A 23813-nucleotide genomic window follows, 5' to 3' on the forward strand; every position below is an offset into this window, starting at 1 on the left:
CGCCGCGAGAACGATGCATGCCGGCTTCCGTGAACTTCAAGCAAAAAATCTCCCGCCAGCGCCCCTATGGCAAGGCCGAGGCGGGCCTGCGGGCCTGCGATGGCAATCTCGATGCCGTGCTGGATCAGCTGGAGAGTGATCGCGGGCGCATCATCAATTCGGCAGCGGTGCGCCGCCTGCAGCAGAAGACGCAGGTCTTTCCGCTGGAGCGCAATGCCGCAGTGCGCAGCCGCCTGACCCACTCGTTGGAGGTGCAGCAGACCGGCCGCTTCATCGTCCGTACGCTCTACAAGCAGCTTGGCAGCCGTGCCGCGGCGTTCGGCCTGGATGGGCTGGAGACGGCACTGGAGAGCCTGGTGGAGATGACCTGCCTGATGCATGACATTGGCAATCCGCCATTCGGCCATTTCGGTGAATACGCCATCGGCGAATGGTTCGAGCGTCACCTGGATGAACTGTTCGCCGCTGCCGTGCCGCCAGGGCAGGGCGACACCGGGCTACGCCAGCGCATGCTCGATGACCTGAACCTCTTCGAGGGCAACGCTCAGGCGATTCGTCTGGTGGTCTCGCTGCAGCGCCTGAACCTGACCTACACCCAGACCGCCGGCCTGCTCAAATACGTCCGCCCGGCCTACATGCCGCGACCGGACAAAGGCACGCCGGGCGCCTATCTGCAGAAGAAGCCCGGCTTCTACCTCTCCGAAGAACCCTTCGTGCGTGCCTTGCAGGCGGCCCTCCAGATGCAGCCCTGCACGCGCCACCCGCTGGCCTACGTGATGGAGGCGGCGGACGACATTGCCTACTGCCTGGCTGACATCGAGGATTCGGTGGAGAAGGGCATCTTCAGCATCGAGCAGCTGGCACAGCTGCTGCTGGACAAGTTCGCCCTGCATGGCGACGTCGATGCGCCCGTGCCCGGTCCGGAGCGCAGTTTCCGCAGCATGGTCAGCTACGCCCTGGAGCGGGCGCAGAAGGAGCCGATCAACAAGGCCGGCGAGTTCTTCATCTGGCTGCGGGTGAACATGATCCACCCGCTGGTGCAGCACGCTGCCCGTCAGTTCATCGACAACATCGAAGCGGTGTACCACGGCACGCTGGACCGCGCCCTGCTCGAGGACGACAGCCTGCCCAACGCCATCGTGCAGACCTTCAAGGATGTGGCGATGGACAAGGTGTTCTGCCACCGCGAGGTGGAAACGCTGCAGCTGCAGGGCTATCGCATCCTCCAGGGACTGCTGGACTTCTATGCGCCGTTGCTGCGCGTGCCGGCGCCCGTGTTCGACGCGCTAACCCTCGGCGGCTGTCGCAGCGAGCCGCATCTGCAGATGCTGGCGCGGCGGCTGCCCAATCAGCTGGTCAAGGCCTATCACGAGGCGCTCAAGCCCCATACCGAGACGTCGGACGATCGCCCGCTGTGGGAGTTCTACTACCGCAACCGCATGCTGCAGGACTTCATCAGCGGCATGACCGACCAGCTTGCCCAGGACGAGTACCGCGCGCTGTCGGCGCTCTGAGCCCAGGTCGATCGATGAGGCTGAAGCCGGTCTCGGCAGCGCTCAGCGCTGCGCTTGGTACAGGCATTGCTATGGCTTGGTGCAGCAGTCGTCGTGCAAGCCCCGCAATGGCGCACGATGAAATCCCGGCAGTTCCCATAACCCGTTGAAAACAAAGGTTTCATGGTGCCTCGGCAATTCTACCGAGGCAGGCTCCGGCTGCAGGTGGCGGTAGTCGTCGCGGGCGCGGTGATGCATCTCGGTGCATTCGCACCCTGGCGATTACCGTTTTGGTGCGTATTCCCGCTGAGGCTGTAGTAACCCATGGAAAACCTCAACAGCGCCGTGGAAACCCTGGTCCATGGCTCCAATACCCTGTTCCTCCTGATGGGCGCGGTGATGGTGCTGGCCATGCATGCCGGCTTCGCCTTTCTCGAAGTCGGGACCGTGCGCCTGAAGAACCAGGTCAATGCCCTGTCGAAGATCATCACCGACTTCGCCGTATCGACCCTGGCGTACTTCTTCATCGGCTACTGGATCGCCTATGGCGTGACGTTCATGCAGCCGGCCGATCAGCTGGTGGCCGACCACGGCTATGCCCTGGTGAAGTTCTTCTTCCTGCTGACCTTTGCTGCGGCGATTCCGGCAATCATCTCCGGCGGCATCGCCGAGCGTGCGCGCTTCGGTCCGCAGCTGTGCGCGACGCTGTTGATCGTGGCGTTCGTCTATCCGTTCTTCGAAGGGCTGATCTGGAACGGCAATTTCGGTTTCCAAGCCTGGCTGGAGCACCAGTTCGGTGCGCCCTTCCATGACTTCGCCGGCTCCGTGGTGGTGCACGCCATGGGCGGATGGCTGGCGTTTGGTGCGGTCATCCTGCTCGGACGTCGCAACGGCCGCTACCGCGACGGCCGGCTGGTGGCCTTCGCCCCGTCGAATATCCCGTTCCTGGCGCTGGGCTCGTGGATTCTCATCGTCGGCTGGTTCGGCTTCAACGTCATGAGTGCGCAGTCCATCGAGGGCATCAGTGGCCTGGTGGCAGTGAACTCGCTGATGGCGATGGTGGGCGGCACCGCCGCGGCCTGGCTGGCCGGCCGCAACGACCCGGGCTTCCTGCACAACGGCCCGCTGGCCGGGCTGGTGGCGGTTTGCGCCGGCTCAGATCTGATGCATCCGGTCGGTGCGCTGGCCACCGGCGCGATTGCCGGGGCACTGTTCGTCTGGGCGTTCACCGCCACGCAGAACCGCTGGAAAATCGACGACGTGCTGGGTGTATGGCCGCTGCACGGTCTGTGCGGGATCTGGGGCGGCATCGCCTGCGGCATCTTCGGCCAGGCGGCGTTGGGCGGGCTCGGCGGCGTCAGCCTGATCAGCCAGGTGATCGGCAGCGGTCTGGGCATGCTGGTGGCACTGGTTGGTGGCTTCGGCGTCTACGGCCTGCTCAAGCACTCCATGGGCATTCGCCTCAGCCAGGAGGAAGAATTCAACGGGGCGGACCTCTCGATCCATCGAATCGGCGCGCTCAGCCACGACTGAGGCGCTGCGCTGGCGCAAGCCGCGGCTCAATAACCGCGCTTGCGCTGCACCAGATGGCTGATCGGCCGGCCGTCGCGCAGGGCCTGCAGGTTCTGCGCGACGATCGACGCGGCGCTGCGCATGTCCGTCGCGGCGGCGCTATGCGGCAGGACCGTCACGCGCGGATGGCACCAGAACGGATGGTCCGTCACCAGCGGCTCCTGGCGAAACACATCCAGCACCGCACGATCGAGCTGTCCGCTGTCCAGCGCCTGCAGCAGGTCGGCTTCCACCAGGTGCCCGCCACGGGCGAGGTTGACCAGGGCAGCGCCGCGGCGCATGGCGGCGAAGAACTGTCGGTCCAGCAGATCGGCGGTCTGTGCGGTGAGAGGCAGCAGGTTGATCACGATGTCACTGCGTGCCAGCAGCGGCCACAGCGCTTCCAGGCCGTGCTCCAGCGCCATGCCGGCGATGGCGCCACCGTGCAGATTCCAGCCGGTCACCCGGTAACCCGTTTCCAGCAGCCGCCGCGCGCAGGTCCGGCCCATCTGCCCAATGCCCAGCACGGCTACCTCGATCTCGTCGGCGCGCCGCTGCGGCAGAGGGTACCAGTGGCGATCGCGCTGCTGTTGCGCATAGTCGAAGAAGCGGCGATGCAGCGAAAGCGTCGCCCACAAGGCGGTTTCCGCCATGGCCGCGCTCATCGCCGGGTCGACCATGCGCGCCAGGGGTACGTCCGGCAGGCTGGGATCGTCCAGCAGGCGATCGACGCCGGCCCAGAGCGACTGGATCAGGCGCAGCCGGGGCAGGCCTTGCAGGGAGCCTGGCGGCGGGTTGGCAACCACGGCGGCGACGATGCGCCCGGCGTTCTGCGTCGGGACGTGCAGGTGCCAGCGGGCATCGGGCATGGCGCGTTGCAGCTCGACGAGCCAGGCGTCGCGTTCTTCGCTGTCGAAGCTGCCGCAAAGCAGTAGGTCCATGGAATGGCTCCAGGTGGGCGAAGCGGAACTGTAGTCAGCCGCGGAGTCTCTGAATAGGCAAGTCACGGACGGCGCTAGCGCCGTCCGGCCCATTGTCCAAGCCCAAGGAGAATCTCATGGAACTGCCCAACAAAGACCTCGGCACCCTGTTCGAACAGCTCGGCCTGGAATCTGATCCTGCCAGCATCGATGCCTTCATCGCCAAGCACGGCCGGTTGCCGGAGGATGTCCGTCTGGCTGATGCGCCGTTCTGGAACGAGTCGCAGCGCGCGTTCCTGCGTGACGAATGGGTCGAGGACGCCGAATGGGCGCCCATCGTCGACGAGCTGAACGTGCGCCTGCACGAGCACTGATCGCCTCGCAGGCTGCGGCAGCGACCGCAGCTTGCGTTCCTCCCGCTCAGTCCAGCAGATCGGCCGGCACGTTGCCGCCGTTCTCGGCCAGCCGCTTGAGCACCGCCTTGTGCAGCCACATGTTCATCTGCGCCGAGTCGCCCATCTTGTCCGCCGGGCAGCCGAGTTCTGTGGCCAGCTCCTTGCGCACCGTCAGGCTGCTGTCGAGGCCCAGCAGCTTGAGCAGATCGACGATGGAGGTGCGCCAGTTGAGCTTTTCCGGGTGGTTGTTGGCCATGCCGTCGAGCTTGGCCGCCACGTCAACCTGATCCACGGCAGGCGTCGTGGGCGCCCCAGCGCCGCCGGTGGAGGCTTCCGGCGGGGTCGTGGGTGCGCTGCTGTCAGGCGTGGCGTGCGCCCGGCCGATGCCGATCTTTTCCAGAATCGAATTGAACAAGCCCATGGATATTCTCCTGTCTGCGTGGATACGTGAGCCGTGGCTCGCAATTAGGACCGCCGGCGCTTCGATTAGTCGCGCCTGAAGCGAGCGGTGCGTCCGCCAAGCTCGTGGTTGACTGGCTCGCCGCGCCCGCCGCCCTCGTGCTGTGCTCCACGCCTGTCTAGAATGCCGCTTTTGCCCGGGAAACCCGCCATGAGCAACCTCGACATCGACGCCCGCTACGCCTGCGCCAAGAGCCTTGCACTGGAAGCTGCGCAGCTCGGCATGACCTATTACCGTCAGCGCGAGACACTGGATGTGGAGCACAAGGGCAGCGATCGCCAGGACGTGGTCAGCATCGCCGACAAGCGCATCGAGGACTTCATTCGCGGGCGGCTCGCCGAACGTTTTCCCGAAGACGGCTTTCTCGGTGAGGAGAGCGGCTCGGCCGATCTCAAGGCACGTTGCGTCTGGGTCATCGACCCCATCGACGGCACCGCCTGCTTCGTCAACGGCCTGCACAACTGGTGCGTCTCCATCGGCCTGCTGGTCGACGGCGAACCGCACGTCGGCGCGATCGCCGATCCGAACCACGACGAACTCTTCCATGGCTGCCTCGGCCGCGGTGCCTACGTCAACGAGACGCCGCTCAGAGCCAGCACCGCGACCCACGTGTGCGAGGGGCTGACCGGCGCTGGCACCTTCCATCCGCGCGGCAAGGAACATTTCATTCCGTTTCTAGAGAAACTGCTGGCCGAAGGCGGCATGTTCATCCGCAACGGCTCCGGCGCGCTGATGACCGCCTACGTCGCTGCGGGTCGCCTGATCGGTTACTACGAGACCGAGCTCAAGAGCTGGGACTGCCTGGCCGGGCTGGTGCTGGTGGCCGAAGCGGGTGGCCTGCGCAACGACTTCTTCCGTAACGACGGTCTGCTGCGAGGCAATCCATATCTGGTGGCGGCGCCCGGGGTATACAGCCAGCTGGCCAAACTGATCGGCCCTTCGCTGGATGCATGAGCGGCACGTTCGTCGATCCGCGCAGGCGCGGTCGGCGGACTGTGCTATACCGATGTGACGCACCGAGGGCCAGCCTATCCGCCTGGCCCGCTCTGAAAAGGGGGGAGTTCCGGCAGCCATCAGGCCCGAGTCAACCTGCATGATCGATGGCTGCCCGCACATAGCGAGGTAACGATCATGACCATGATGCAATGCACCTACCGCGATCACATCATCACCGCCGAAGTGATGGAATATCCTGGCACCTCGACGCCCTGGGCCGGCGGTTGCCGGATTACCGCTCCCGATGGGCACGTCACTCGACGCATGCCGCTGCCACTCGAACATGCGTTCATGGACGAACTGGAAAAGGCCCAGCGGCTGTCCATTGCCCACGGCAAGTGGCTGGTGGATCAGCACCTCGACCATGGGCGTGAGCTGTTTCAGAAGGCTGCCTGACGCTTGCGCAACCGCGCACCGGACGGTTTCGTCCGGTGCGTCTTTTGTTGCCCTGGATCACGCCAATAGCACTTTGCTCTGCCTCCGTTGCACCCTCCGGGCGAGGCAGCCCTGTCGGCATTGTTCAAACTAATGCCGAGAACGGCAGCGATCCCACGACCTTATGGAGTGCAACGCCGTGACGCGCCATGGCCCAGGAAAGGTTCGGCGACATTTGGCGCATTGCTTAATGATCCAAACGGTGGCATAGCTATCAGCAAGCCACCGGCAACGGTGGTGCTCATAAGCGGAAGTAAGGACGACTTATGCAAATCCAGGTTCACAGCGATAACCACATCGAAGGCAGTGCCCGTCTCGCCGACTGGGTCAGCGCCAGTGTCGCCAGCCGGCTGGATCGCTTCGATGACGAGCTGACGCGAGTCGTTGTTCATCTCAATGACGAAAACGGAGACAAGGCAGGCGCGCACGACAAGCGCTGCCAGATCGAAGCACGACCGAAGGGGTTGCAGCCGATTTCCGTGACGCACAAGGCCGAGTCCCTAGAGCTGGCACTCGATGGTGCCGTCGACAAGCTGAACAACGCCCTCGGTCACCAGTTTGGCAAGCTGCGCAGCAAGCGCTCCGGTGCGCAACCGCAAATGATCGACGGCGCCGCATCGGGCCGTGACGCACTGCTCGAGGAAGATTTCCTCGCGGACGAGCAAGTCCGCAACGCATAACCCTCCCGATCAGGGCCTTCCATGCGGAAGGCCCTTCGCTAATCAACCCAGTAGTTCAGGCGGTATGCTGCCGTCATGCTCGGCGAGGCGCTTCATCACCTCGCGATGAAGCCACATGTTCATCTGGGCCGAATCGGCCATCTGCTCCGGTGGGCAGCCCAGCTCGGTCGCCAGCTGCCGACGGGCCTCCAGGCTACTGTCGAGGCCAAGCAGCTTGAGCAGGTCGACGATCGAGGTACGCCAGTTCAGAGCTTCCGGGTGCTGAGCAGCCTTGCCTTCCAGCTGTGCAACGACATTCACCCCCTTTTGTGTGGCCGACGGGCTGTTCAGGTCCATGTTTGGCGCGGTTGTGGCATTGCTCGTCGTGGAGGGCCTGTCGTTGTCCAGCGTGATGCCCTCCGCGTTCGACCGTCCGGCATTAGCCGGCGGAACGTCCGCCTTGCGCTGCGCCTCGTTGGAGACGTCGCCGAGGCCAAGCTTTGCTTTGATCGTGTCGAAAAGTCCCATGGGGCGGTTCCTCCGTGCTGTCGAGTGTGAGCGTTCGACAGCGAACCGGGGCAACCCATTCGTAGCCACAGGTCGGATGAACCCCTGCGGGCGTTCAGCCGTGTTCGAGCCAGGTCAGGGCGTCGCTTTCCTGATGTAGGTCGAACGCCTTGATGGTCAGCCCGGGAATCAGCAGCCCCTCGACTTCGCTGATCCGGCGCAACCAGTCCTTGCCGGCGATCACGGCACAGCGATCGAAGCGGCGGATGAAGCGAAACAGTTGCGGCAGCCGTGACAGTTCGACCGCCACCGCACCGAGGGTCGGTAGGTCGAATTCGTCGATGCGATACAGCATCCGCCCGTGATTGATGCCCTCGGACTTGAACAACAGGTCGTCCAGCGCTGCGCGCATGGCGTCACTGTCAAGCCTGCCGGACAGGATGACATCGATACGGTCGGGGGCGACGCGTGTCACTCGGAACATGAGCCTTTCCTCGCAGTTGGGTCTGCTCTAGAGGATAGGCCGGAAATGACGAGCCGCGAGAGGAAGGGAGGGCGCAGCCTGTCGTCTCCCCACGCAGCAGGCGCGGGGAGACGCTTCAATCAGTCCTGGCGGCTGGTCACTTCCAGCAGGTGATAGCCGAACTGGGTCTTCACCGGGCCTTGCACCTGATTCAGCGGGGCGCTGAACACGACGGTGTCGAATTCCTTGACCATCTGGCCGGGGCCGAACGAACCCAGGTCGCCGCCCTGACGGCTGGATGGGCAGGTGGAGTTTTCCTTGGCGACTTCGGCGAAGTCGGCACCGCCTTCGATGGCGGCTTTCAGTTCGTTGCACTTGGCTTCGGTGGAAACCAGGATGTGGCGGGCGGTAGCGCGTGCCATGGGGACTCTCCTCTTCAGATAGGCTGCCGAGGCTACCGCAAACCCGTGGCATTGGCGACCGGGCCGCGTGGCATTGAAGGCTTAATGAAGGCCCCCGGCGGCCTTCCTTTCGGGTACTCTCGCGCGCTTTTTCATCGGACCCGGAAAACGCTCCATGCTTGATAGCACCCTCGCGCAACTTGAAAACGTCATCAACGATCTGCTGCAACGCAACCAGAGCCTCAGCGAGCACTGTGTCTTGCTCGAGCAGCAGCTGCAGCAGGCACGTGAGGAAAACGACAATCTGCAACTGGCTGCGCTGGAGCAGGAAGACAGGCAGGGCGCTACCCTGGCCCGGCTGCAGGCGCTGGTGGAGCGTGCCGCTGGCAGTAGCGCCGCATGACGGTGGATGGGGTTCAGGTGCTCAAGGTATTCGGCCGCGAATATTCGTTCCGCGCGCCGCCCAGCCAGGATGCTCTGCTGCAGGAGGCGGCGGCCTTGCTGCAGCAGCATCTGGCCGACAGCCAGCGGCAGTTCCCCCACGCCACGGGTGACAAGCTGCTGGTGCTGACCGCACTGAATCTCTGCGTGCCGCTGCTGCAACAGAACGAGCAGATGCAGAATGTCGAGCAACGCATCGCCGCCAGCGTCGCCCGTATCAATCAGCAGCTCGCGGCGCAGGGCTGAGCGGCTGTCTCAGGCGGCGTCGCTGCTGCGCGTGTTTTCGCTGTCCGGCCGCTCTGTCAGGTAACGCTGCAGGCGAGCCTTTTCCGGCTCGCTGAAGGCCAGCCCGAGTTTGGTGCGGCGCCAGAGGATGTCATCCACCTGGGTTGCCCACTCCTCGCGCCGCAGGTAGTCGACTTCCTGCGCATACAGCTGCTGGCCGAGATCCTCGCCCAGCGCATCGAGCGAGCGCGCTTCGCCGAGCATGCGCCATACCCGATTGCCGTATAGGGTTGCCCAGCGCCTGGCCAGCGGCAGGTTCAGCCCCTGTACCTTGGCCACCAGCTCTTCGGTGAGTGCATCGGCCGTGCTCATGCCTTCACCGCCAGGCAGTGCCGCCAGCGCCGTCCAGCTTTCACCCATGGCCGGGAAGAACGGCTTGAGCTGCGCCATCGCCGACTCGGCGAGCTTGCGGTAGGTGGTCAGCTTGCCGCCGAACACCGAAAGCAGCGGCGCTTGCTTTTCTTCCGCCGCCAGCGACAGGGTGTAATCGCGGGTAACCGCGGACGGGTTATCCGATTCGTCGTCGCACAGCGGCCGGACGCCGGCGAAGGTATGCACGATGTCCCTGGGCTCGAGCTGCTTGCGAAAGTGAGTGTTGGCCACGCCCAGTACGTAGGCGATCTCCTCCTCGCTGATGCTCACCTTGGCCGGGTCGCCACGATATTCGCGATCCGTGGTGCCGATCATGGTGTAACGATCCAGGTAGGGGATGGCGAAGACGATGCGCCGATCCTCGTTCTGCATGATGTAGGCCTGCTCACCTTCATACAGCTTGGGCACGATGATGTGGCTGCCCTGAATGAGGCGGATGCCATAAGGTGAGCGCTGTTGCAGGTTTTCGCCGATGAACTGTGCGACCCAGGGACCGGCCGCATTGACCAGTGCCTTGGCCTTTAGCGAGAAGCGGCTGCCGTCCTCGCGCTGCAGCTCGACATGCCAGATGCCGCCAGCACGCTTGGCGCTCAGGCACTGGGTGCGGGTATGGATGTGCGCGCCTTTCTCCCGTGCCGCCATGGCGTTGAGCACCACCAGCCGCGCGTCGTCAACCCAGCAGTCCGAGTATTCGAAACCACGGGTGATCGCCGGCTTGAGCGGGCTATCGCTTCCGAAACGCAAACCCCGCGATGCCGGCAGCTTCTTGCGCATGCCCAGGTTGTCGTAAAGAAAAAGACCGGCACGGATCATCCACGCCGGGCGCAGGTGCGGACGGTGGGGCAACACGAAGCGCATCGGCTTGACGATATGCGGTGCCTTGGCCAGCAGCACTTCACGCTCGGCCAGTGCCTCGCGGACGAGGCGGAACTCATAGTGCTCCAGATAGCGCAGACCACCGTGGATGAGCTTGCTGCTGGCCGATGACGTATGGCTGGCCAGGTCGTCGCGTTCGCAAAGGAACACAGAAAGCCCGCGACCAGCTGCATCGGCAGCAATACCGACGCCATTGATACCGCCGCCGATCACGGCGACGTCATAGAGCTCGGAGACGGGCTGGGCGGAATGGGGCACGGGCTTCTCCTCGGAAACGAAAGATCATGTTCGGTTTTGAACATGCTATTCGCAAAAGAATCCGCTTGAAAGCAAAAATGTTCGAAAATATATAAAAAAGAAAATATTCGAACCTTGTGCTTCTGGTTGGTTGTCGCTGTTCGGCAGTCGTGAGGGCTCGCATAGCGTTGCCCGGCCAGATTCAGCCTGCCCGTAAGCGCTTGAATTCGCTACTAGCGTTCTGTCATCGCTGCGCGAGCGGACTTGTCCGCGCACGAGCTGCTGCCAAACCTAGTCGGCGATCTCCACTTGCACCTTGTGGCGGGCCAGCAGCTCGGCGAATACCTCGGAAGGTGCCGAGTCGGTGAACAGGCAGTCGATCTGCTCCAGCGAGCCCAGGCGCGTCATGGCGCTACGGCCGAACTTGCTGGAGTCCGCTGCCAGAAACACCTTGCGTGCGTTATGGATGATCGCCTGGGAGACGCGGACTTCCTGGTAGTCGAAGTCGAGCAGGGTGCCGTCCTCGTCGATGCCGCTGATGCCGATCAGGGCGAAATCGACCTTGAACTGGCTGATGAAGTCGGCGGTGGCCTGGCCCACCACGCCGCCATCGCTGCGCACGTTGCCGCCGGCGATCAGCACATCGAAATCTTCCTTGGTGCTGAGAATGCTCGCCACGTGCAGGTCGTTGGTGATGATCTTCAGGTCGCGATGGTTGAGCAGGGCGCGGGCGATGGCCTCGGTAGTGGTGCCGATATTGATGAACAGCGAAGCCTGATCGGGGATGCGCGCGGCCATGGCGGCGGCGATGCGCAACTTCTCGTCGCGCATCTGATGCGCGCGCTGGCTGTAGGCGGTGTTCTGTACGCTGGAATCGTAGGCCGCGCCACCGTGGTAGCGCCGCAGCAGGCCGGCATCGCCGAGCTGATTGATGTCGCGTCGGATGGTCTGCGGGGTGACGGCGAAATGCCGTGCCAGCTCGTCGATGCTCACGTAGCCGCGCTCGCGCACGAGTTCCAGAATGTTCTGCTGTCGGGGCGCCAGGCTCATGAGGCTTCCTTGTTCGCTGTTGTGCGGGAAGCATGCCGTAGTCTGGCGTTCGTTTAAAGCGCTGCCTGTTCGAATTCGCACATGCCAGGCCTGCCTCGGAAACCCTTCAGAGGCAGGCCTGCTGTCCGTCAGATCAGTCTTCGGCCCAGTTGCGCGTACGGTCGACCGCCTTCTGCCAGCCGCGATAGAGCGCTTCGCGCTGTTCACTTCCGCACGCCGGTTCGAACACCCGCTCGATGCTGCTCTTGCTGCGCAACTCGTCGAGATCGCTCCAGAAACCGGTCGCCAGTCCGGCCAGGTAGGCCGCGCCGAGGGCGGTGGTTTCCTTCATCTGCGGGCGTTCGACCTGGGTGCCGAGCAGGTCGGCCTGGAACTGCATGAGGAAGTTGTTGGCCACTGCGCCGCCGTCGACGCGCAAGGCGCGCAGGCGCTCGCCGGCGTCCTGCTGCATGGCGTCGAGCACGTCGCGGGTCTGGTAGGCGATGGACTCCAGCGCTGCACGGATCAGATGGTCGACCTTGACCCCGCGTGTCAGGCCGAACAGTGCGCCGCGCGCGCGCGGATCCCAGTAGGGCGCGCCAAGGCCGGTGAACGCCGGCACCAGGTAGATACCGTTGCTGTCCGGCACCTTGGTGGCGAAGTACTCCGAGTCCAGCGATTCGTTGAGCACCTTCAGCTCGTCACGCAGCCACTGCACGGTGGAGCCGCCGTTGAAGATGGCGCCTTCCAGCGCGTAATTCACTTCGCCCCGCGGCCCGCAGGCGATGGTGGTCAGCAGGCCATGTTCGGACTGCACTGCCTTGGTCCCGGTATTCATCAGCAGGAAGCAGCCTGTGCCGTAGGTGTTCTTGGCCTGCCCGGGCTCGACGCACATCTGGCCGAACAGCGCGGCCTGCTGATCCCCGGCGATGCCTGCGATGGGAATGCCGGTGCTCTGGCCCGAGCCGATGTAGGCGTGCCCGTAAATTTCCGACGAGGAACGCACGTCCGGCAGCATTTCGCGCGGGATATCCAGCGCCTCGAGCATCACCGGATCCCAGTCCAGCTTGTGGATGTCGAACAGCATGGTGCGCGAGGCGTTGGTGTAGTCGGTAACGTGGGCCTTGCCCTGGGTCATCTTCCAGATCAGCCAGCAGTCGACGGTGCCGAACAGCAGTTCGCCGCGGCGAGCGCGCTCACGGCTGCCCTCGACGTGGTCGAGAATCCACTTGATCTTGGTGCCGGAGAAGTAGGGGTCGATCACCAGGCCGGTGGTCTTGCGGATGTGCGCCTCCATGCCGTCGCGCTTGAGCTGGTCGCAGATCGGCGTGCTCTGGCGGCTCTGCCAGACGATGGCGTTGTAGATCGGCCGGCCGGTGATCTTGTCCCAGACGATGGCGGTTTCGCGCTGGTTGGTGATGCCGATCGCCGCCACCTGCTCGTTGGTGATGCTGGCCTGGGCCAGGGCTTCGACGAACACGCCGCTCTGGGTCGCCCAGATTTCCATGGGGTCGTGCTCGACCCAGCTCGGTTGCGGGTAGATCTGCGCGAACTCGCGCTGGGCGATGGTCACCACGTTGGCGTTGCGGTCCAGCACAATGGCGCGGGAGCTGGTGGTGCCCTGGTCGAGGGCGACGACGAATTGCTTGTTTTGATTGCTCATGGCGACGTTTCCTTAGCGAACTTTGCTGATATCGGGCTGGGCGGAGCCCATTTCGGCAGAGGCCTTTTCCTTGGGTTTCGGTGCATCGCAGGCGGCAGAGCCAACGCCCGGCAGGTGCCGGCAGATGAGTGCCTTGTAACCTGCAGCGCCGAGGCAGGCACCGAGAATCGGGGCGAAGATCGGGACCAGGAAATACGGGATGTCTCGCCCGCCGGTAAAGGCCACATCACCCCAGCCGGCAAAGAAGGTCATCAGTTTAGGCCCGAAATCCCGCGCGGGATTCATCGCGAAGCCGGTCAGCGGTCCCATGGCGCCGCCGATCACGGCGATCAGCAGGCCGATCAGCAAAGGTGCGAGCGGGCCGCTGGGCAGGCCATTGCCGTCATCGGTGATGGCCATGATCATCGCCAGCAGAATGGCCGTAATGACCACTTCGACAAGGAACGACTGACCGAACGACAACGAGGCGTGCGGATAGGTGGAGAAGATCGACGCGAGCTCGAGACTCTCGACGCTGCCGCGAACCATCTGCTGGGCCTGTTCGAAATCGAAAAACAGGCTGCTGTACAACCCGTAGACCAATGCCGCGGAGCAGAAGGCGCCGGCCACCTGCGCCAGGATGTAGGCCGGCACCCGGTGCCGCTCGAAGGTGCCGAACAGCCACAGTGCGATGGTGACGGCCGGGTTCAGGTGGGCACCGGAGACGCCGGCGGCAAGGTACACCGCCATCGAAACGCCGATGCCCCAGATGATGCTGATTTCCCACAATCCCAGGTCGGCACCGCCGAGCTTGAGCGCTGCGACGCAGCCGGTACCGAAGAAGATAAGCAGGGCAGTGCCGAGAAATTCGGCGATGCATTGTCCCTTGAGCGTCGGGACGATGGGCGTACTCATGCGCGGAGCCTCGTTCGTTTGTTTTTGTTTTATTCCGAGCACTGCGTTGGTTCGGAATTGTTCGGAAACGAAAACTTAGAGGCAATAAAAGCTGCTGTCAAAGTAAAAATTCGAACATTTTACGGGCGCGCTGCGGGAACAAATGAGCGTGCCTGCTGTCGCTGCGCGTCTTAGCCGTGACCGATGCAGCCTTTCCAACCTGTAGGCGTTGGAAACCGTCGGTGTCTTAGCGCCGACGCCGCCAGAGGCGCCAGCCGAGCAGCAGATCGTCAGCCATCGGCACCAGCGCCAGTGCCAACAGCAAGGCGGCCAGCGGGACCGTGGCGATGAAGCCGAAATGCTTGAAGCCGATGGCGCCGCTCAAGCCGCCGACGAAGAAGCTCATCACCATCAGCAGGTTGATACGCAGGCGCTGTCGATTGGCCCGGACCGGTGGCATGTCGTCATGACGATTGCGGTTGAAGTAGATCAGCCGGCCCAGCTCGATGCCGATATCGGTCACCATCCCGGTGATATGGGTGGTGCGCACCTCGGCGTTGGAAAGCTTGGTGATGATCGCGTTCTGCAGGCCCATGATGAAGCACAGCAGCACCACGGTCAGCGGCACGAAAAACCCGGGAACCAACATCAGCCGCGCGCCGAGGATGCCGAACAGCAGCAATAGTGCGGCTTCCAGCGCCAGCGGTAGCGCGTACTGGCTATGCAGCCGGCGCCGCCGCGAGAAGTTGATCATCAGCGTCGAGCACATCGCGCCGAGGATGAACGAGAGCAGTGCGCCGAAGCCGGCCAGCGCCAGGTCGGTGGCGCCGAGCGCGAGGTTATCGGCCATTGCCGAAACGATACCGGTCATGTGCGAGGTGTACTGCTGGACGGCGATGAATCCGCCGGCATTGGCGGCCCCCGCTACGAAGGCGAGGCACAGGCCAAGCTGGCGATTGCTATGGACGGTCCGTCTACGATCGGTCAGACGACGGGCGTACTTGATCGGCATGGCAGGCTCGCGTTCGGCAGCAAAGCGGCGATTATAGAGCGGCCGACCTGGCTGGATCGTGGTTGGCGAAAATTCTCAGCGTCGCCGTCCGGCCTTGCGACCGCCGCGTCGTGCTGCCCGTGGCTTGCGCTGGCGTGACAGTTCACGGGTGATGGCATCGTTCAGCAGCTTGCCCGCGTCTTCACCGTCGTCGTGCTCGGGAAAATGCTCGGGCAAGCTGCGGGCCAGATGCAGGTAGGTTTCCACCACGTGCAAGGTACTTTCCAGGCTGGACAAGTCGCTGCCGAGCAGCAGCTTGGGCATCGGAATGGCGTGCCCTTCGGCGACGCGCTTGATCCAGCGCTGTGCATGCTGGCTGGCCGGGCTGTCGAAGCCGCCGCGGATCGGCGTGCAGGCGAACGTCCAGCGCAGCCAGAGCGGAATCTTCGGGTCGTCGATCAGTTCGATCCATTCGGCCAGTTCGTCCGGCAGCACCGAGATGAACGCCTCGCCGTAATTGATGTTGCGGTTGAAGGTCAGCCAGGCGCGCAGCAGGCTCGGCTCGCCCATCAGTTCGGAAATGGCGGACAGGTGATCGATGGACGGGCGCACCTGAAACTGGCTCAGGTCCACCGGCGCATCCGGGCTGTTGAACAGGCGGCGGATGGACTTGAGCGTCTGCGGGTCCAGCGCGGTGATCTCGCCGCTGTCGTGGTGACCGAAACGCCCGGCGCGGCCACCGATCTGCTTGACCTCCTGGACCTTGAGCTGGCGGTTCTGGATGCCGTCGAACTTCTCGTCGGTATAGAAGCACAGCGTGTGCGCCGGCAGGTTGAGGCCCATGCCCACCGCGTCGGTGGCGACCATGATGTCCGCCTCGCCTTCGCGGAAGCGGCGGGCCTGCTCGCGACGCACCTCCGGCGAAAGCGCGCCGTAGACCACCGAGACGCTCTTGCCGACGCTCTCGAGCATGCCCTTGAGTTCCAGCACCAGCTTGCGGCTGAACGCCACCAGCAGCGAGCCGGGTTCCAGGCGCTCCAGCGTGGTGGAGCGCTTGGATACTTCCACTGGCGACAGACGCTTGGTGCGCTGCACCTGCAGCTGGTCTTCGCAGAGGTCGCAGAGCGTGCGTAGCGATGGCTCGATCAGCGCCGGCCCGGTCATCATCAGCTTCGGCGTATGCGCGCTGACCAACGCATCGACCCAGGCCCAGCCACGTTGCGGGTCGGCCATCATCTGCACCTCGTCGACCACCACCACGTCCCAGTGCTGATGGCGGAAACGCGCGAACTCCTCCACGGTACAGCAGAAGTGCGTGGCGCCTTCGCGAATGATTTCCTCCTCGCCGGTGACCAGCGAGCAGGGCACGCCCATCGACTCGATGCGCTCCTGATTCTCCAGCGCCATCAGGCGCAGCGGCGAGAGGTAGATGGCGTGTTCGGCGGCCGCCATCGCCTCGATCGAACGGTGCGTCTTGCCGCTGTTGGTGGGGCCGAGCAGGGCGATCCAGCGCCGCGTCAGACGGCGCGCCGGATAGAGCTTGTGGTAGTGAACAAAGCGCGGATTGTTCTCCAGCAGCACGGCAAACGCCATGCGTTCCTCATGCTCGCGGCGGGCGGCGCGAACAGCCTTGCGCATGCGGCCGGGTTCGAGCATCAGCAGTTCGGTGAGCCGCTTGTGGCCGAGCTGCTGCAGGTCGAAGCCGTCGCCGAGTTCGAGCATGCGTTCGAAGCTGGCCTGCAGGTCGGCCCGGTCCTGGCGTTGCCAGGCCTCGACTTCGGCAGCGCTGAGCAAGTGGTCCTGCTCGGCGGGAATGCGCCGCTGCAGTTCCAGCTCGAGCGGGCCATGGTGCAGCGTCACCAGATAGCGCAGGTCATGGCGGATCTCGTTGACCGTGGCGACCGCGTGCTGCAGGAACTCGTCGAGTCGCGACAGCTCCGGCCGGATCCGCGCCAGGCAGCGCTGGCGTTCCTCTTCGTCCATCTCGGCGAAGGGACGCTCGAGCAACTGCAGACGGCCGCGCACGTACTGCTGCACGGCCGCCTGGAGATTGCCTGGGAAGTCGTCGCGCTGTGGGCTGTCGGCCAGGCGCAGCGCCCACTCCGGCTCCAGCAGATGAGCGGGCGAGCCCAGGGTGAAGATCTTCTCGCTGCCGAACACATCGACGTGGCAGGGGATCTCGCCAAGGTCGCGGCTGACGATCCGCTCGATCAGCTCATCCGCCGCGGGCTCGGCCATCAACTGATCGACTGCCGATGCATGTAAGCCCAGCCAGAAGGCTTTCGCCGCCCGACCAAGGCCCTGCATCGGGTAGCCGATATAGGGCGCGAACCACTTTTCCTGATGGTGTTTTTTCGGCACGAAATCCGGATAACGCGCCGTTGCCCACTCGATGAACCGCGCCAGGCGCGCGAGCCTGACGGATTTGAACTGCTTGCCCCCGGCCTTGGCCATGATCGACACCTTTGCTGATCAGTCTTCTTTTTACGACTCGCTCTGCGCTCGTTTGCTCGCCAGACTGTGCCCCTTGGTCGACGATGCGTGCGAACGAATCAAACCCCTCGCTCCACCGCATCGCCATCGTTGCGGCGATCATCCCCCAGTTGCAGTTTCAGGCTGCGCACTTCTTCAGTCAGACATTCCACCTGTACCAGCAGTCGCTGCAGGGTTTCGCGGTCGGCCAGCTGGTCGCGGTTGTCTTCCTCGTTGCGGTCGGCGACGAACAGAGAACCGATGTAGGCCGCGAAGCTGCCGAACAGACCGACCCCGGACACCATCAGCAGCACCGCGACGATGCGGCCCAGAGTGGTGACCGGATAGAAGTCGCCGTAGCCCACCGTGGTCACGGTGACGAACGCCCACCACAGCGCCTCTTCCGGCGTATTGATCGAACTCTGTGGATTGGGCGCGTCGACCAGCAGCATGGTCAGCGCGCCGAACGCCACCAGCAGCATGGTCGCGGTGGCAGCGGAGGCGACGATGCCCTCAGCGCGATTGCGAAACAGGATTCGCCAGATCAGTCGCACCGACTTGATCGCGCGCAGCACCCGCAAAAGCTGGAACACGCGGAACAGCTTCGCCGCCTGGAAGCCGCCGGCTGGAATGCTGGCCAACAGATCGATCCAGCCCCAGCGCATGAACTGCCGCTTGCTCTCGGCCTGCTGCAGACGCATCCAGAAATCGAGAAAGAAAAAGAAGCAGACGATGTTGTCCAGATAGCCAAGCAGTGTCGAGATGTCGTCGGGAAGATCGAGCAGCAGATCGGCCATCAGCGCACCGACCACATAGATCGACAGCACCAGAATCAGGATCTGGAAGGGCGTGACGAGGCGATGTTTCATGAGTGAACCATGTGGATATGGCGGAGAAGCGCCGAAGTTTAAAGCACAGCGCCGACTTCGCGCCGGACCGGAAGGCGTGAAGTGTCGATGAACCCGAGCGAAGCCATTCGTCTCGGCTGCGCCGGCTGGAGTCTGCCGCGTGCCGTCTGGCCGGAGTTCACTGGAGACGGCACGCATCTGGAGCGCTATGCCCGGCGGCTGCCGGCGGTGGAAATCAATTCATCCTTCTACCGCCCGCATCGCCCGGCGACCTACCGCAAATGGGCCGCCAGCGTGCCGGCCGGGTTCAGTTTCTGCGTCAAGCTGCCGCGACAGATCAGTCATGACAAACGCCTGCACGGGGGCATGGAAGAACTCGAGCGCTTTCTAGTTGAAGTCAGCGAGCTGGGTGCCAGCCTTGGCTGCCTGTTGCTGCAGCTGCCGCCGTCGCTGGTCTACGAGCGTCCGATGGCCGAGGGTTTCCTTGCAGGCTTGCGTAAGCGCTACGGCGGTGCCCTGGCGCTGGAGCCGCGGCATGCCAGCTGGCTCGACGCCGATGCGCAGCTGGCCCACTGGCGTATCGCGCGGGTCGCCGCGGACCCTTCGCCAATCCTGGGTGGCGACCAGCCGGGTGGTTGGCTGGGTATGCGCTACTACCGATTGCACGGCTCGCCACGCGTCTACCACTCGTCCTACGCCGACCAGTGGCTGCAAAGCCTGGCCGAACAGCTGGAAGACTGCGCGAGGTCGGGTGTGCCTTGCTGGTGCATCTTCGACAACACCGCCAGCGGCGCCGCGCCGGAAAATGCGCTGACGCTCCAGGTGATGTTGCGCCGGCTCAGCGCGGAATGATCCGCACGCGCCCGGCGGTGTTGTCGCGCCGCGCGGCCTTCTCGTTCTCGGTGCGACCGGGGATGCTGGCGAACTCCTGGCCGCGCTCAGGCGTCGCCGTGCCGTCCAGCTCGCGTTCGTCGACGCTGATGGAGGTGGCGTCCGGGTAGCCGGTGGTCAGCGTCTCGGTGCTGGCGGTGACCGGCGTGGCGTCGTCGCCCCAGGTTGCGCTGCGCTCGTCGATATCGATGGCGCCGTTGTGCTCCATGATCCGCTCCACCGCCGGCACCCGCGCTTCATCCTCAAGCGATACCGTCACGATCGTCGATCCGCGGCGCGCCGCCTCGGGGTAACGACCAGCGTGGGCGGCGGCACCATCGCCGAAGACCTTGCGGAAGAAATTGCCGATATGTTCGGCCGCGGTGGCATCCGGGGCGGGCTCCTCGCCAACCACCTCCACGCGGCTGCTATTGACCTGCTCAGGGTTCATGGACGCCGACAGCTGGATGTCTTCGACGGCGATGCCCTGCTGCACGAGCGTCTGCTTGACCTGTTGGGCTTGCTCGTAGCGATCGAATGCTGCGATCAGAATCTGTTTCATGGATCACCTCGTGTCGGGCAGCGGAGCTGCGATTCATGGATGGTTCGGTAAAGGCCATGAATCTTTGGCGCGAGGTGGCCGGGGATGGTTCCGGCGCAAATGTGTGTGGACATGAGCCGGGGCAGCCGTGCTCGTGGCTGCCCGGCCGGCTGTCAGGCCTGCGGTGCCCGGCGAATGGTCTTGAGCAGGTCATCCGGGGTGATCTGGCCGACCACGCTGGAGGCGCTGCCCGGCTGTGGCAGGTCGAGGATGTGGCCCTTCATCTTGCCGATCACGTGCATCTCGCAGGGCTTGCAGTCGAACTTCAGGGTCAGCACTTCATCACCGTGCACCAGCTGCATCGGCGCAACCTTCGTACGCACCCCGGTGACGCCCTTGGCCTGTTTCGGGCACAGATTGAAGGAGAAGCGCAGGCAGTGCTTGGTGATCATCACCGGGACTTCGCCGGGCTCCTCGTGGGCTTCGTAGGCGGCGTCGATCAGCTGCACGCCGTAACGGTGATAGAAGGCGCGGGCTTTCTCGTTGTAGACGTTGTAGAGAAACGACAGGTGCGACTCGGGGTAGACCGGCGGCGGCACGCTGACCGGCTTGCGCCCACCGCGCGGGCGGATGGCTTCGCGCGCTTCGGTCAGTGCCTCGATGGCTTCGCGGCGCAGCGCCTTGAGTTGCGAGTTGGGGATGAAGAACGCCTGCGGCGCATCCACCTCGACCTCTTCGGCGTGGTAGATGGTGGTGCCCAGTTGGCTCAGCAGGTCGGCGATCTGGCGGGGCACCTGCTCGGGCTTCTTCGCTTCGCCAAAGGGGCCGGGCAGGGTGGCCGTGGCATAGGCGCCTTCCTCGCTGGTGACATGCAGCTCCAGCTCATCGGCGCGCAATTTTGCCAGCCACCGCACACCGATGCGGCGCTCGGCGGAGGTCTTGAGCAGTGCGTTCTGCCAGTTGTGGTCCAGGTTGCGGTTGAGCGGGTGGTTCGGACGCACCTGGCGCATCGCGGCGGGCATTTCGTTGGGTTCGACGCGGTACTGCCAGAACGGCTGACCGTCCTCCTCGAACTGCTTCAGCGGCTCGACCACGCTGGCACGGAAACCCACCACCTCGCGCTTGATCAGCACGTTGAGGCCGTCGCCGTTTGAGAGCGGCTCGCGGGTCTGCACGGTCAGGTCATGCTTGCCGACCTTGAGCACTTCACCCACGGCGAGGCCGGTGAAGGTCGGCGAGTCGAAGGCGCCGATGTCGATCTTGCGGTCGGTGACGAAGTAGTCGGTGCTACCGCGGTGGAACGTCTTGTCCGGGTCCGGGACGAAAAAGTGATCAGTGCGGCCGCTGGAGGCGCGGGCCAGGTCAGGGCGTTCGGCAAGAATGCCGTCCAGGCGCTGGCGGTAGTAAGCGGTGATGTTCTTCACGTAGCTCACATCCTTGTAGCGCCCCTCGATCTTGAACGAGCGCACGCCGGCGTCGACCAGGGCGCTCAGGTTGGCGCTCTGGTTATTGTCCTTCATCGACAGCAGGTGCTTCTCGAAGGCCACCACGCGGCCCTGATCGTCCTTTAGCGTGTAGGGCAGGCGGCAGGCCTGCGAGCAGTCGCCGCGGTTGGCGCTGCGCCCGGTCTGCGCGTGGCTGATATTGCACTGCCCGGAAAATGCCACGCACAGCGCACCATGGATGAAGAACTCCAGGGTCGAATCCACTTCTTCGTAGATCGCGCGGATCTCCTGCAGGTTCAGCTCGCGGGCGAGAACCAGCTGCGAGAAACCGGCCTTGTCGAGGAACTTGGCCCGTTCCAGCGTGCGGATATCGGTCTGGGTGCTGGCATGGATCTCGATGGGCGGGATATCCAGCTCCATGATGCCCATGTCCTGCACGATCAGCGCATCGACACCGATCTCGTACAGCTGCTGGATCAGCGCGCGCGCGGCTTCCAGCTCGTCGTCATGCAGGATGGTGTTGATGGTGACGAACACCCGCGCATGAAACAGGTGGGCGAATTTCACCAGTTCGGCAATGTCCGCCACGCTGTTCTCGGCGTTGTGCCGGGCACCAAAGCTGGGGCCGCCGATGTACACCGCATCGGCGCCATGCAGGATGGCCTCGCGGGCGATGCTGGCGTCACGGGCAGGGGCGAGCAGTTCGAGATGGTGCTTGGGAAGGGACATGGGCACGGACCGGCTGTGTTTCGAGGTCGTGCATTGTAAAGACTTGCTGCGCAGCGTCCATGCGCAACACCGCCGTTGGCGACGATCTGTTGCCGGCCGAGGCGGGAATCTGCGTGGCTGGCACGCAGGCTCGCGCCGGCGGTCTGTCTAGTTGCGGGCGTGCTGCATCAGCGCCGCCATGGCCTGCCGCAGGTAGTCGATCAGCTCGGGCGCTACCCAGGTGCCGGCCTGCAACTCCGGTTCCTGCTGCTCGGCCTGCTGAATTCGGCGCTGGGTGTCGGCGTTCGGGCCGGCGTAAGCGCTGAACAACTCACCCCAGCGGCGGGCTAGTGCGGTCACCTGCTCGTGCTCCGGCGGCAGACGCTCGCTACGGCAGCGCTGAAGCTGCGCGAGCAGTTCCGGCCATTGGCGCAGGCTTGCGGCGTAATGCTTGCGCATGCGGGCGAACTCGTCGTCCGTCAGGTGGCGACGGTAGATCGCCAGGCGGTATTCGGCGAACGCCGCCAGCACATAGTCGCGCATGGCCTGGCTGACGCCGGTTCGCTGCTGCAGCCCGGGCTCGGCTGCGTGCATGGTGTCGAGCCGGGTCAGCAGGGTTGGGTCCTGCGCGGTGTCGCGCTCGAGCTGGATCATCCAGTCCCGCGCCAGCCGCTGTGCTTGCTCAGCCTGCGTCGGTACGCCGGCCTCCATCAGTGCCTTGACCTGCTCAGCCAGGGCGGGCCAGGCACTGGTGCCTTGGTCGAGGCGTTCGGTGAAGGCCAGCCTGGCCAGTTCGTCGGCGGAAAAGTGCTTCTCGTACATGATCATCGATCCCAGGGTATCCAGTAGGTCGGTCAGCGCGGGTTCCTCGCCCAGGACGTAGCGCTCGCGCAGCCTTTGCAATCGGCTGCGTAGGCGCTGGAGGCTCTGCAACTGGCGATCGAGCTGCAGCAATTGCTGGTCGATCAGTCCGGGCAGGGAAACCGCGCGCTGGTTCAACAGGGCTCCGATGCCGGTCAGCGACAGGCCAAGGCCACGCAGTGCCTGGATGTGATGCAGGCGCTCGACGTCCTTGCGGTCGTAGAGCCGATAACCGGCATCGGAGCGTGCGGACGGTTTGAGCAGATCAAGGTTGTCGTAGTGATGCAGCGTTCGGACGGTCACGCCGGAGCGCCTGGCCAGTTCGCCTACCTTGAGCAACATTGATGTCTCCTTTTCGTTTCGCACGGCAGGGATCGTCGGGGCTGACGCTGCGTGAGGGTCAAGCGGCAGCAACGGATTTTTTTTCGACGCGGGGTCAGGCGGTGGCAGGCTCGGCTATGAAACAGTGCATGGCAGCGAGCGCAGGGTGATCGTGATGGGACGCACGCTCATAGCCCACCCAGCAAGTCATGCGCATCGAGCAGGCGCCAGGCGACTTCCGGATGCGTTTCCAGACCCCGGCGAATGGCGGCCGCGATGGCCGGGCGAGTCTTGCGACAAAGGCCTGGTTGCTCGGCGAACTCGATGGCGATGCCGCGCATGCTGCGCACTTCGTTGTGCCCAGGGCTCACGCTGACGCGAATGCCCAACTGATCGAACATGCGCTGCTGCAGTCGTTCGAGGTCCTCCAGGCTCTGCAGGTTCTCGAGTCGCTCCAGCAGGCGGCGTTCCTCGTGACGGGTCAGTCGCAGGATGCGCACGTCCGCTCCGGGCGTTTCCAGCAGTTCGTCGCGCCGGCAGGTGCAGGTGCCGGGCGGGCAGGATTGGCGAAGCGGTGGATGATCGTTCATGGCGTTCGATCATAGCCAAGGCCGGGCAAGGCGCCCAGCCGCTGGCGTTGTGCCGGCTAGTGATGACAAGCTCGGCCGCGTCGCGCACCATGGCGCCTGTTCCGCGCCGG

At 64.3% G+C, this 23813-nt stretch carries 25 protein-coding genes; 9 read left to right on the top strand and 16 right to left on the bottom strand.

Annotation, left to right across the window (positions count from 1 at the left end; all coding sequences use genetic code 11):
* The first annotated feature begins 17 nt into the window (after positions 1-17).
* Positions 18-1514 carry a dGTPase gene (gene dgt, locus HZR81_RS14530; protein ID WP_500128538.1) on the top strand — a complete coding sequence of 499 codons (1497 nt, stop codon included), beginning with the start codon at positions 18-20 and terminating at the stop codon, positions 1512-1514.
* A gap of 303 nt (positions 1515-1817) precedes the next feature.
* Positions 1818-3026, top strand: coding sequence for an ammonium transporter (locus HZR81_RS14535; protein WP_019407109.1), 1209 nt, complete (start codon positions 1818-1820; stop codon positions 3024-3026).
* Positions 3027-3052: 26 nt separating this feature from the next.
* On the opposite strand, the gene HZR81_RS14540 is transcribed toward HZR81_RS14535, so the two are convergent.
* Entirely contained in the window at positions 3053-3985 is a 933-nt protein-coding gene (locus HZR81_RS14540) for a 2-hydroxyacid dehydrogenase (protein ID WP_500128539.1), read from the bottom strand.
* A gap of 116 nt (positions 3986-4101) precedes the next feature.
* Here HZR81_RS14540 and HZR81_RS14545 point away from each other — a divergent pair, with 116 nt between their 5' ends.
* Complete coding sequence (locus HZR81_RS14545; RefSeq protein WP_011912753.1) at positions 4102-4338, top strand: DUF2789 domain-containing protein; 237 nt, start codon at positions 4102-4104, stop codon at positions 4336-4338.
* A 46-nt stretch (positions 4339-4384) separates the two neighbouring features.
* On the opposite strand, the gene HZR81_RS14550 is transcribed toward HZR81_RS14545, so the two are convergent.
* The gene (locus tag HZR81_RS14550) at positions 4385-4780 is read right to left on the bottom strand and encodes a DUF3597 domain-containing protein (protein ID WP_500128540.1); all 396 of its coding nucleotides are present in this window, start codon (positions 4778-4780) and stop codon (positions 4385-4387) included.
* A gap of 189 nt (positions 4781-4969) precedes the next feature.
* On the opposite strand from HZR81_RS14550, the gene HZR81_RS14555 reads away from it, so the two are divergent.
* From HZR81_RS14555 to HZR81_RS14565, 3 genes are all read left to right on the top strand, one after another.
* Entirely contained in the window at positions 4970-5773 is an 804-nt protein-coding gene (locus HZR81_RS14555; protein WP_110777589.1) for an inositol monophosphatase family protein, read from the top strand.
* 177 nt (positions 5774-5950) lie between these two features.
* Positions 5951-6211 carry a hypothetical protein gene (locus HZR81_RS14560; protein ID WP_500128541.1) on the top strand — a complete coding sequence of 87 codons (261 nt, stop codon included), beginning with the start codon at positions 5951-5953 and terminating at the stop codon, positions 6209-6211.
* A 305-nt stretch (positions 6212-6516) separates the two neighbouring features.
* Positions 6517-6930 carry an HPF/RaiA family ribosome-associated protein gene (locus tag HZR81_RS14565; protein WP_063543876.1) on the top strand — a complete coding sequence of 138 codons (414 nt, stop codon included), beginning with the start codon at positions 6517-6519 and terminating at the stop codon, positions 6928-6930.
* Positions 6931-6972: 42 nt separating this feature from the next.
* Here HZR81_RS14565 and HZR81_RS14570 read toward each other — a convergent pair whose 3' ends face one another.
* The 3 genes from HZR81_RS14570 to HZR81_RS14580 all read right to left on the bottom strand — a co-directional run bounded on the left by HZR81_RS14570 (position 6973) and on the right by HZR81_RS14580 (position 8301).
* Positions 6973-7437, bottom strand: coding sequence for a DUF3597 domain-containing protein (locus tag HZR81_RS14570; RefSeq protein ID WP_500128542.1), 465 nt, complete (start codon positions 7435-7437; stop codon positions 6973-6975).
* A gap of 94 nt (positions 7438-7531) precedes the next feature.
* Positions 7532-7900 (bottom strand): SpoIIAA family protein, encoded by a 369-nt coding sequence (locus tag HZR81_RS14575; RefSeq protein ID WP_063543880.1) that lies wholly within the window; start codon positions 7898-7900, stop codon positions 7532-7534.
* Positions 7901-8019: 119 nt separating this feature from the next.
* The gene (locus tag HZR81_RS14580) at positions 8020-8301 is read right to left on the bottom strand and encodes a peptidylprolyl isomerase (protein WP_003299288.1); all 282 of its coding nucleotides are present in this window, start codon (positions 8299-8301) and stop codon (positions 8020-8022) included.
* A gap of 154 nt (positions 8302-8455) precedes the next feature.
* Here HZR81_RS14580 and HZR81_RS14585 point away from each other — a divergent pair, with 154 nt between their 5' ends.
* Positions 8456-8683, top strand: a complete 228-nt coding sequence (locus tag HZR81_RS14585) for a hypothetical protein (RefSeq protein WP_014819952.1) — start codon at positions 8456-8458, stop codon at positions 8681-8683.
* Positions 8680-8967: a cell division protein ZapA gene (locus HZR81_RS14590; protein WP_500128543.1), complete on the top strand. Its 288-nt coding sequence runs from the start codon at positions 8680-8682 to the stop codon at positions 8965-8967. The genes HZR81_RS14585 and HZR81_RS14590 overlap by 4 nt, the downstream gene beginning before the upstream one ends.
* Positions 8968-8976: 9 nt before the next feature.
* Here the strand turns inward: HZR81_RS14590 and glpD are convergent, their stop codons facing one another.
* The 7 genes from glpD to HZR81_RS14625 form a co-directional block, all read right to left on the bottom strand.
* The gene (gene glpD, locus HZR81_RS14595) at positions 8977-10512 is read right to left on the bottom strand and encodes a glycerol-3-phosphate dehydrogenase (RefSeq protein ID WP_500128544.1); all 1536 of its coding nucleotides are present in this window, start codon (positions 10510-10512) and stop codon (positions 8977-8979) included.
* Between the two features lie 270 nt (positions 10513-10782).
* A complete protein-coding gene (locus tag HZR81_RS14600) occupies positions 10783-11541 on the bottom strand; it encodes a DeoR family transcriptional regulator (protein WP_133455875.1) in 759 nt (252 codons plus the stop codon).
* A gap of 133 nt (positions 11542-11674) precedes the next feature.
* Positions 11675-13183 (bottom strand): glycerol kinase GlpK, encoded by a 1509-nt coding sequence (glpK, locus tag HZR81_RS14605; RefSeq protein ID WP_500128545.1) that lies wholly within the window; start codon positions 13181-13183, stop codon positions 11675-11677.
* A gap of 12 nt (positions 13184-13195) precedes the next feature.
* Positions 13196-14077, bottom strand: a complete 882-nt coding sequence (locus tag HZR81_RS14610) for an MIP/aquaporin family protein (protein ID WP_500128546.1) — start codon at positions 14075-14077, stop codon at positions 13196-13198.
* Positions 14078-14303: 226 nt separating this feature from the next.
* On the bottom strand, positions 14304-15068 hold the full coding sequence (locus HZR81_RS14615) for a YoaK family protein (RefSeq protein WP_014819958.1): 765 nt from the start codon (positions 15066-15068) through the stop codon (positions 14304-14306).
* A 75-nt stretch (positions 15069-15143) separates the two neighbouring features.
* Complete coding sequence (locus HZR81_RS14620) at positions 15144-17501, bottom strand: helicase-related protein (protein ID WP_500128547.1); 2358 nt, start codon at positions 17499-17501, stop codon at positions 15144-15146.
* A gap of 98 nt (positions 17502-17599) precedes the next feature.
* Positions 17600-18388, bottom strand: a complete 789-nt coding sequence (locus HZR81_RS14625) for an ion transporter (RefSeq protein ID WP_500128548.1) — start codon at positions 18386-18388, stop codon at positions 17600-17602.
* Between the two features lie 87 nt (positions 18389-18475).
* On the opposite strand from HZR81_RS14625, the gene HZR81_RS14630 reads away from it, so the two are divergent.
* Positions 18476-19219 (top strand): DUF72 domain-containing protein, encoded by a 744-nt coding sequence (locus tag HZR81_RS14630; RefSeq protein WP_500128549.1) that lies wholly within the window; start codon positions 18476-18478, stop codon positions 19217-19219.
* On the opposite strand, the gene HZR81_RS14635 is transcribed toward HZR81_RS14630, so the two are convergent.
* The 4 genes from HZR81_RS14635 to HZR81_RS14650 all read right to left on the bottom strand — a co-directional run bounded on the left by HZR81_RS14635 (position 19206) and on the right by HZR81_RS14650 (position 23703).
* Positions 19206-19799, bottom strand: a complete 594-nt coding sequence (locus HZR81_RS14635; RefSeq protein WP_253747968.1) for a hypothetical protein — start codon at positions 19797-19799, stop codon at positions 19206-19208. The genes HZR81_RS14630 and HZR81_RS14635 overlap by 14 nt on opposite strands.
* 152 nt (positions 19800-19951) lie before the next feature.
* Positions 19952-21952 (bottom strand): peptidase U32 family protein, encoded by a 2001-nt coding sequence (locus tag HZR81_RS14640; protein ID WP_500128550.1) that lies wholly within the window; start codon positions 21950-21952, stop codon positions 19952-19954.
* A gap of 147 nt (positions 21953-22099) precedes the next feature.
* The gene (locus tag HZR81_RS14645; protein WP_500128551.1) at positions 22100-23134 is read right to left on the bottom strand and encodes a MerR family transcriptional regulator; all 1035 of its coding nucleotides are present in this window, start codon (positions 23132-23134) and stop codon (positions 22100-22102) included.
* 167 nt (positions 23135-23301) lie between these two features.
* On the bottom strand, positions 23302-23703 hold the full coding sequence (locus HZR81_RS14650; protein WP_095461156.1) for a hypothetical protein: 402 nt from the start codon (positions 23701-23703) through the stop codon (positions 23302-23304).
* Positions 23704-23813 lie beyond the last annotated feature (110 nt).

Origin of the sequence: Pseudomonas sp. LM13 (assembly GCF_041381355.1) — a bacterium.
In the GTDB taxonomy this organism is placed as follows: domain Bacteria; phylum Pseudomonadota; class Gammaproteobacteria; order Pseudomonadales; family Pseudomonadaceae; genus Stutzerimonas; species Stutzerimonas frequens.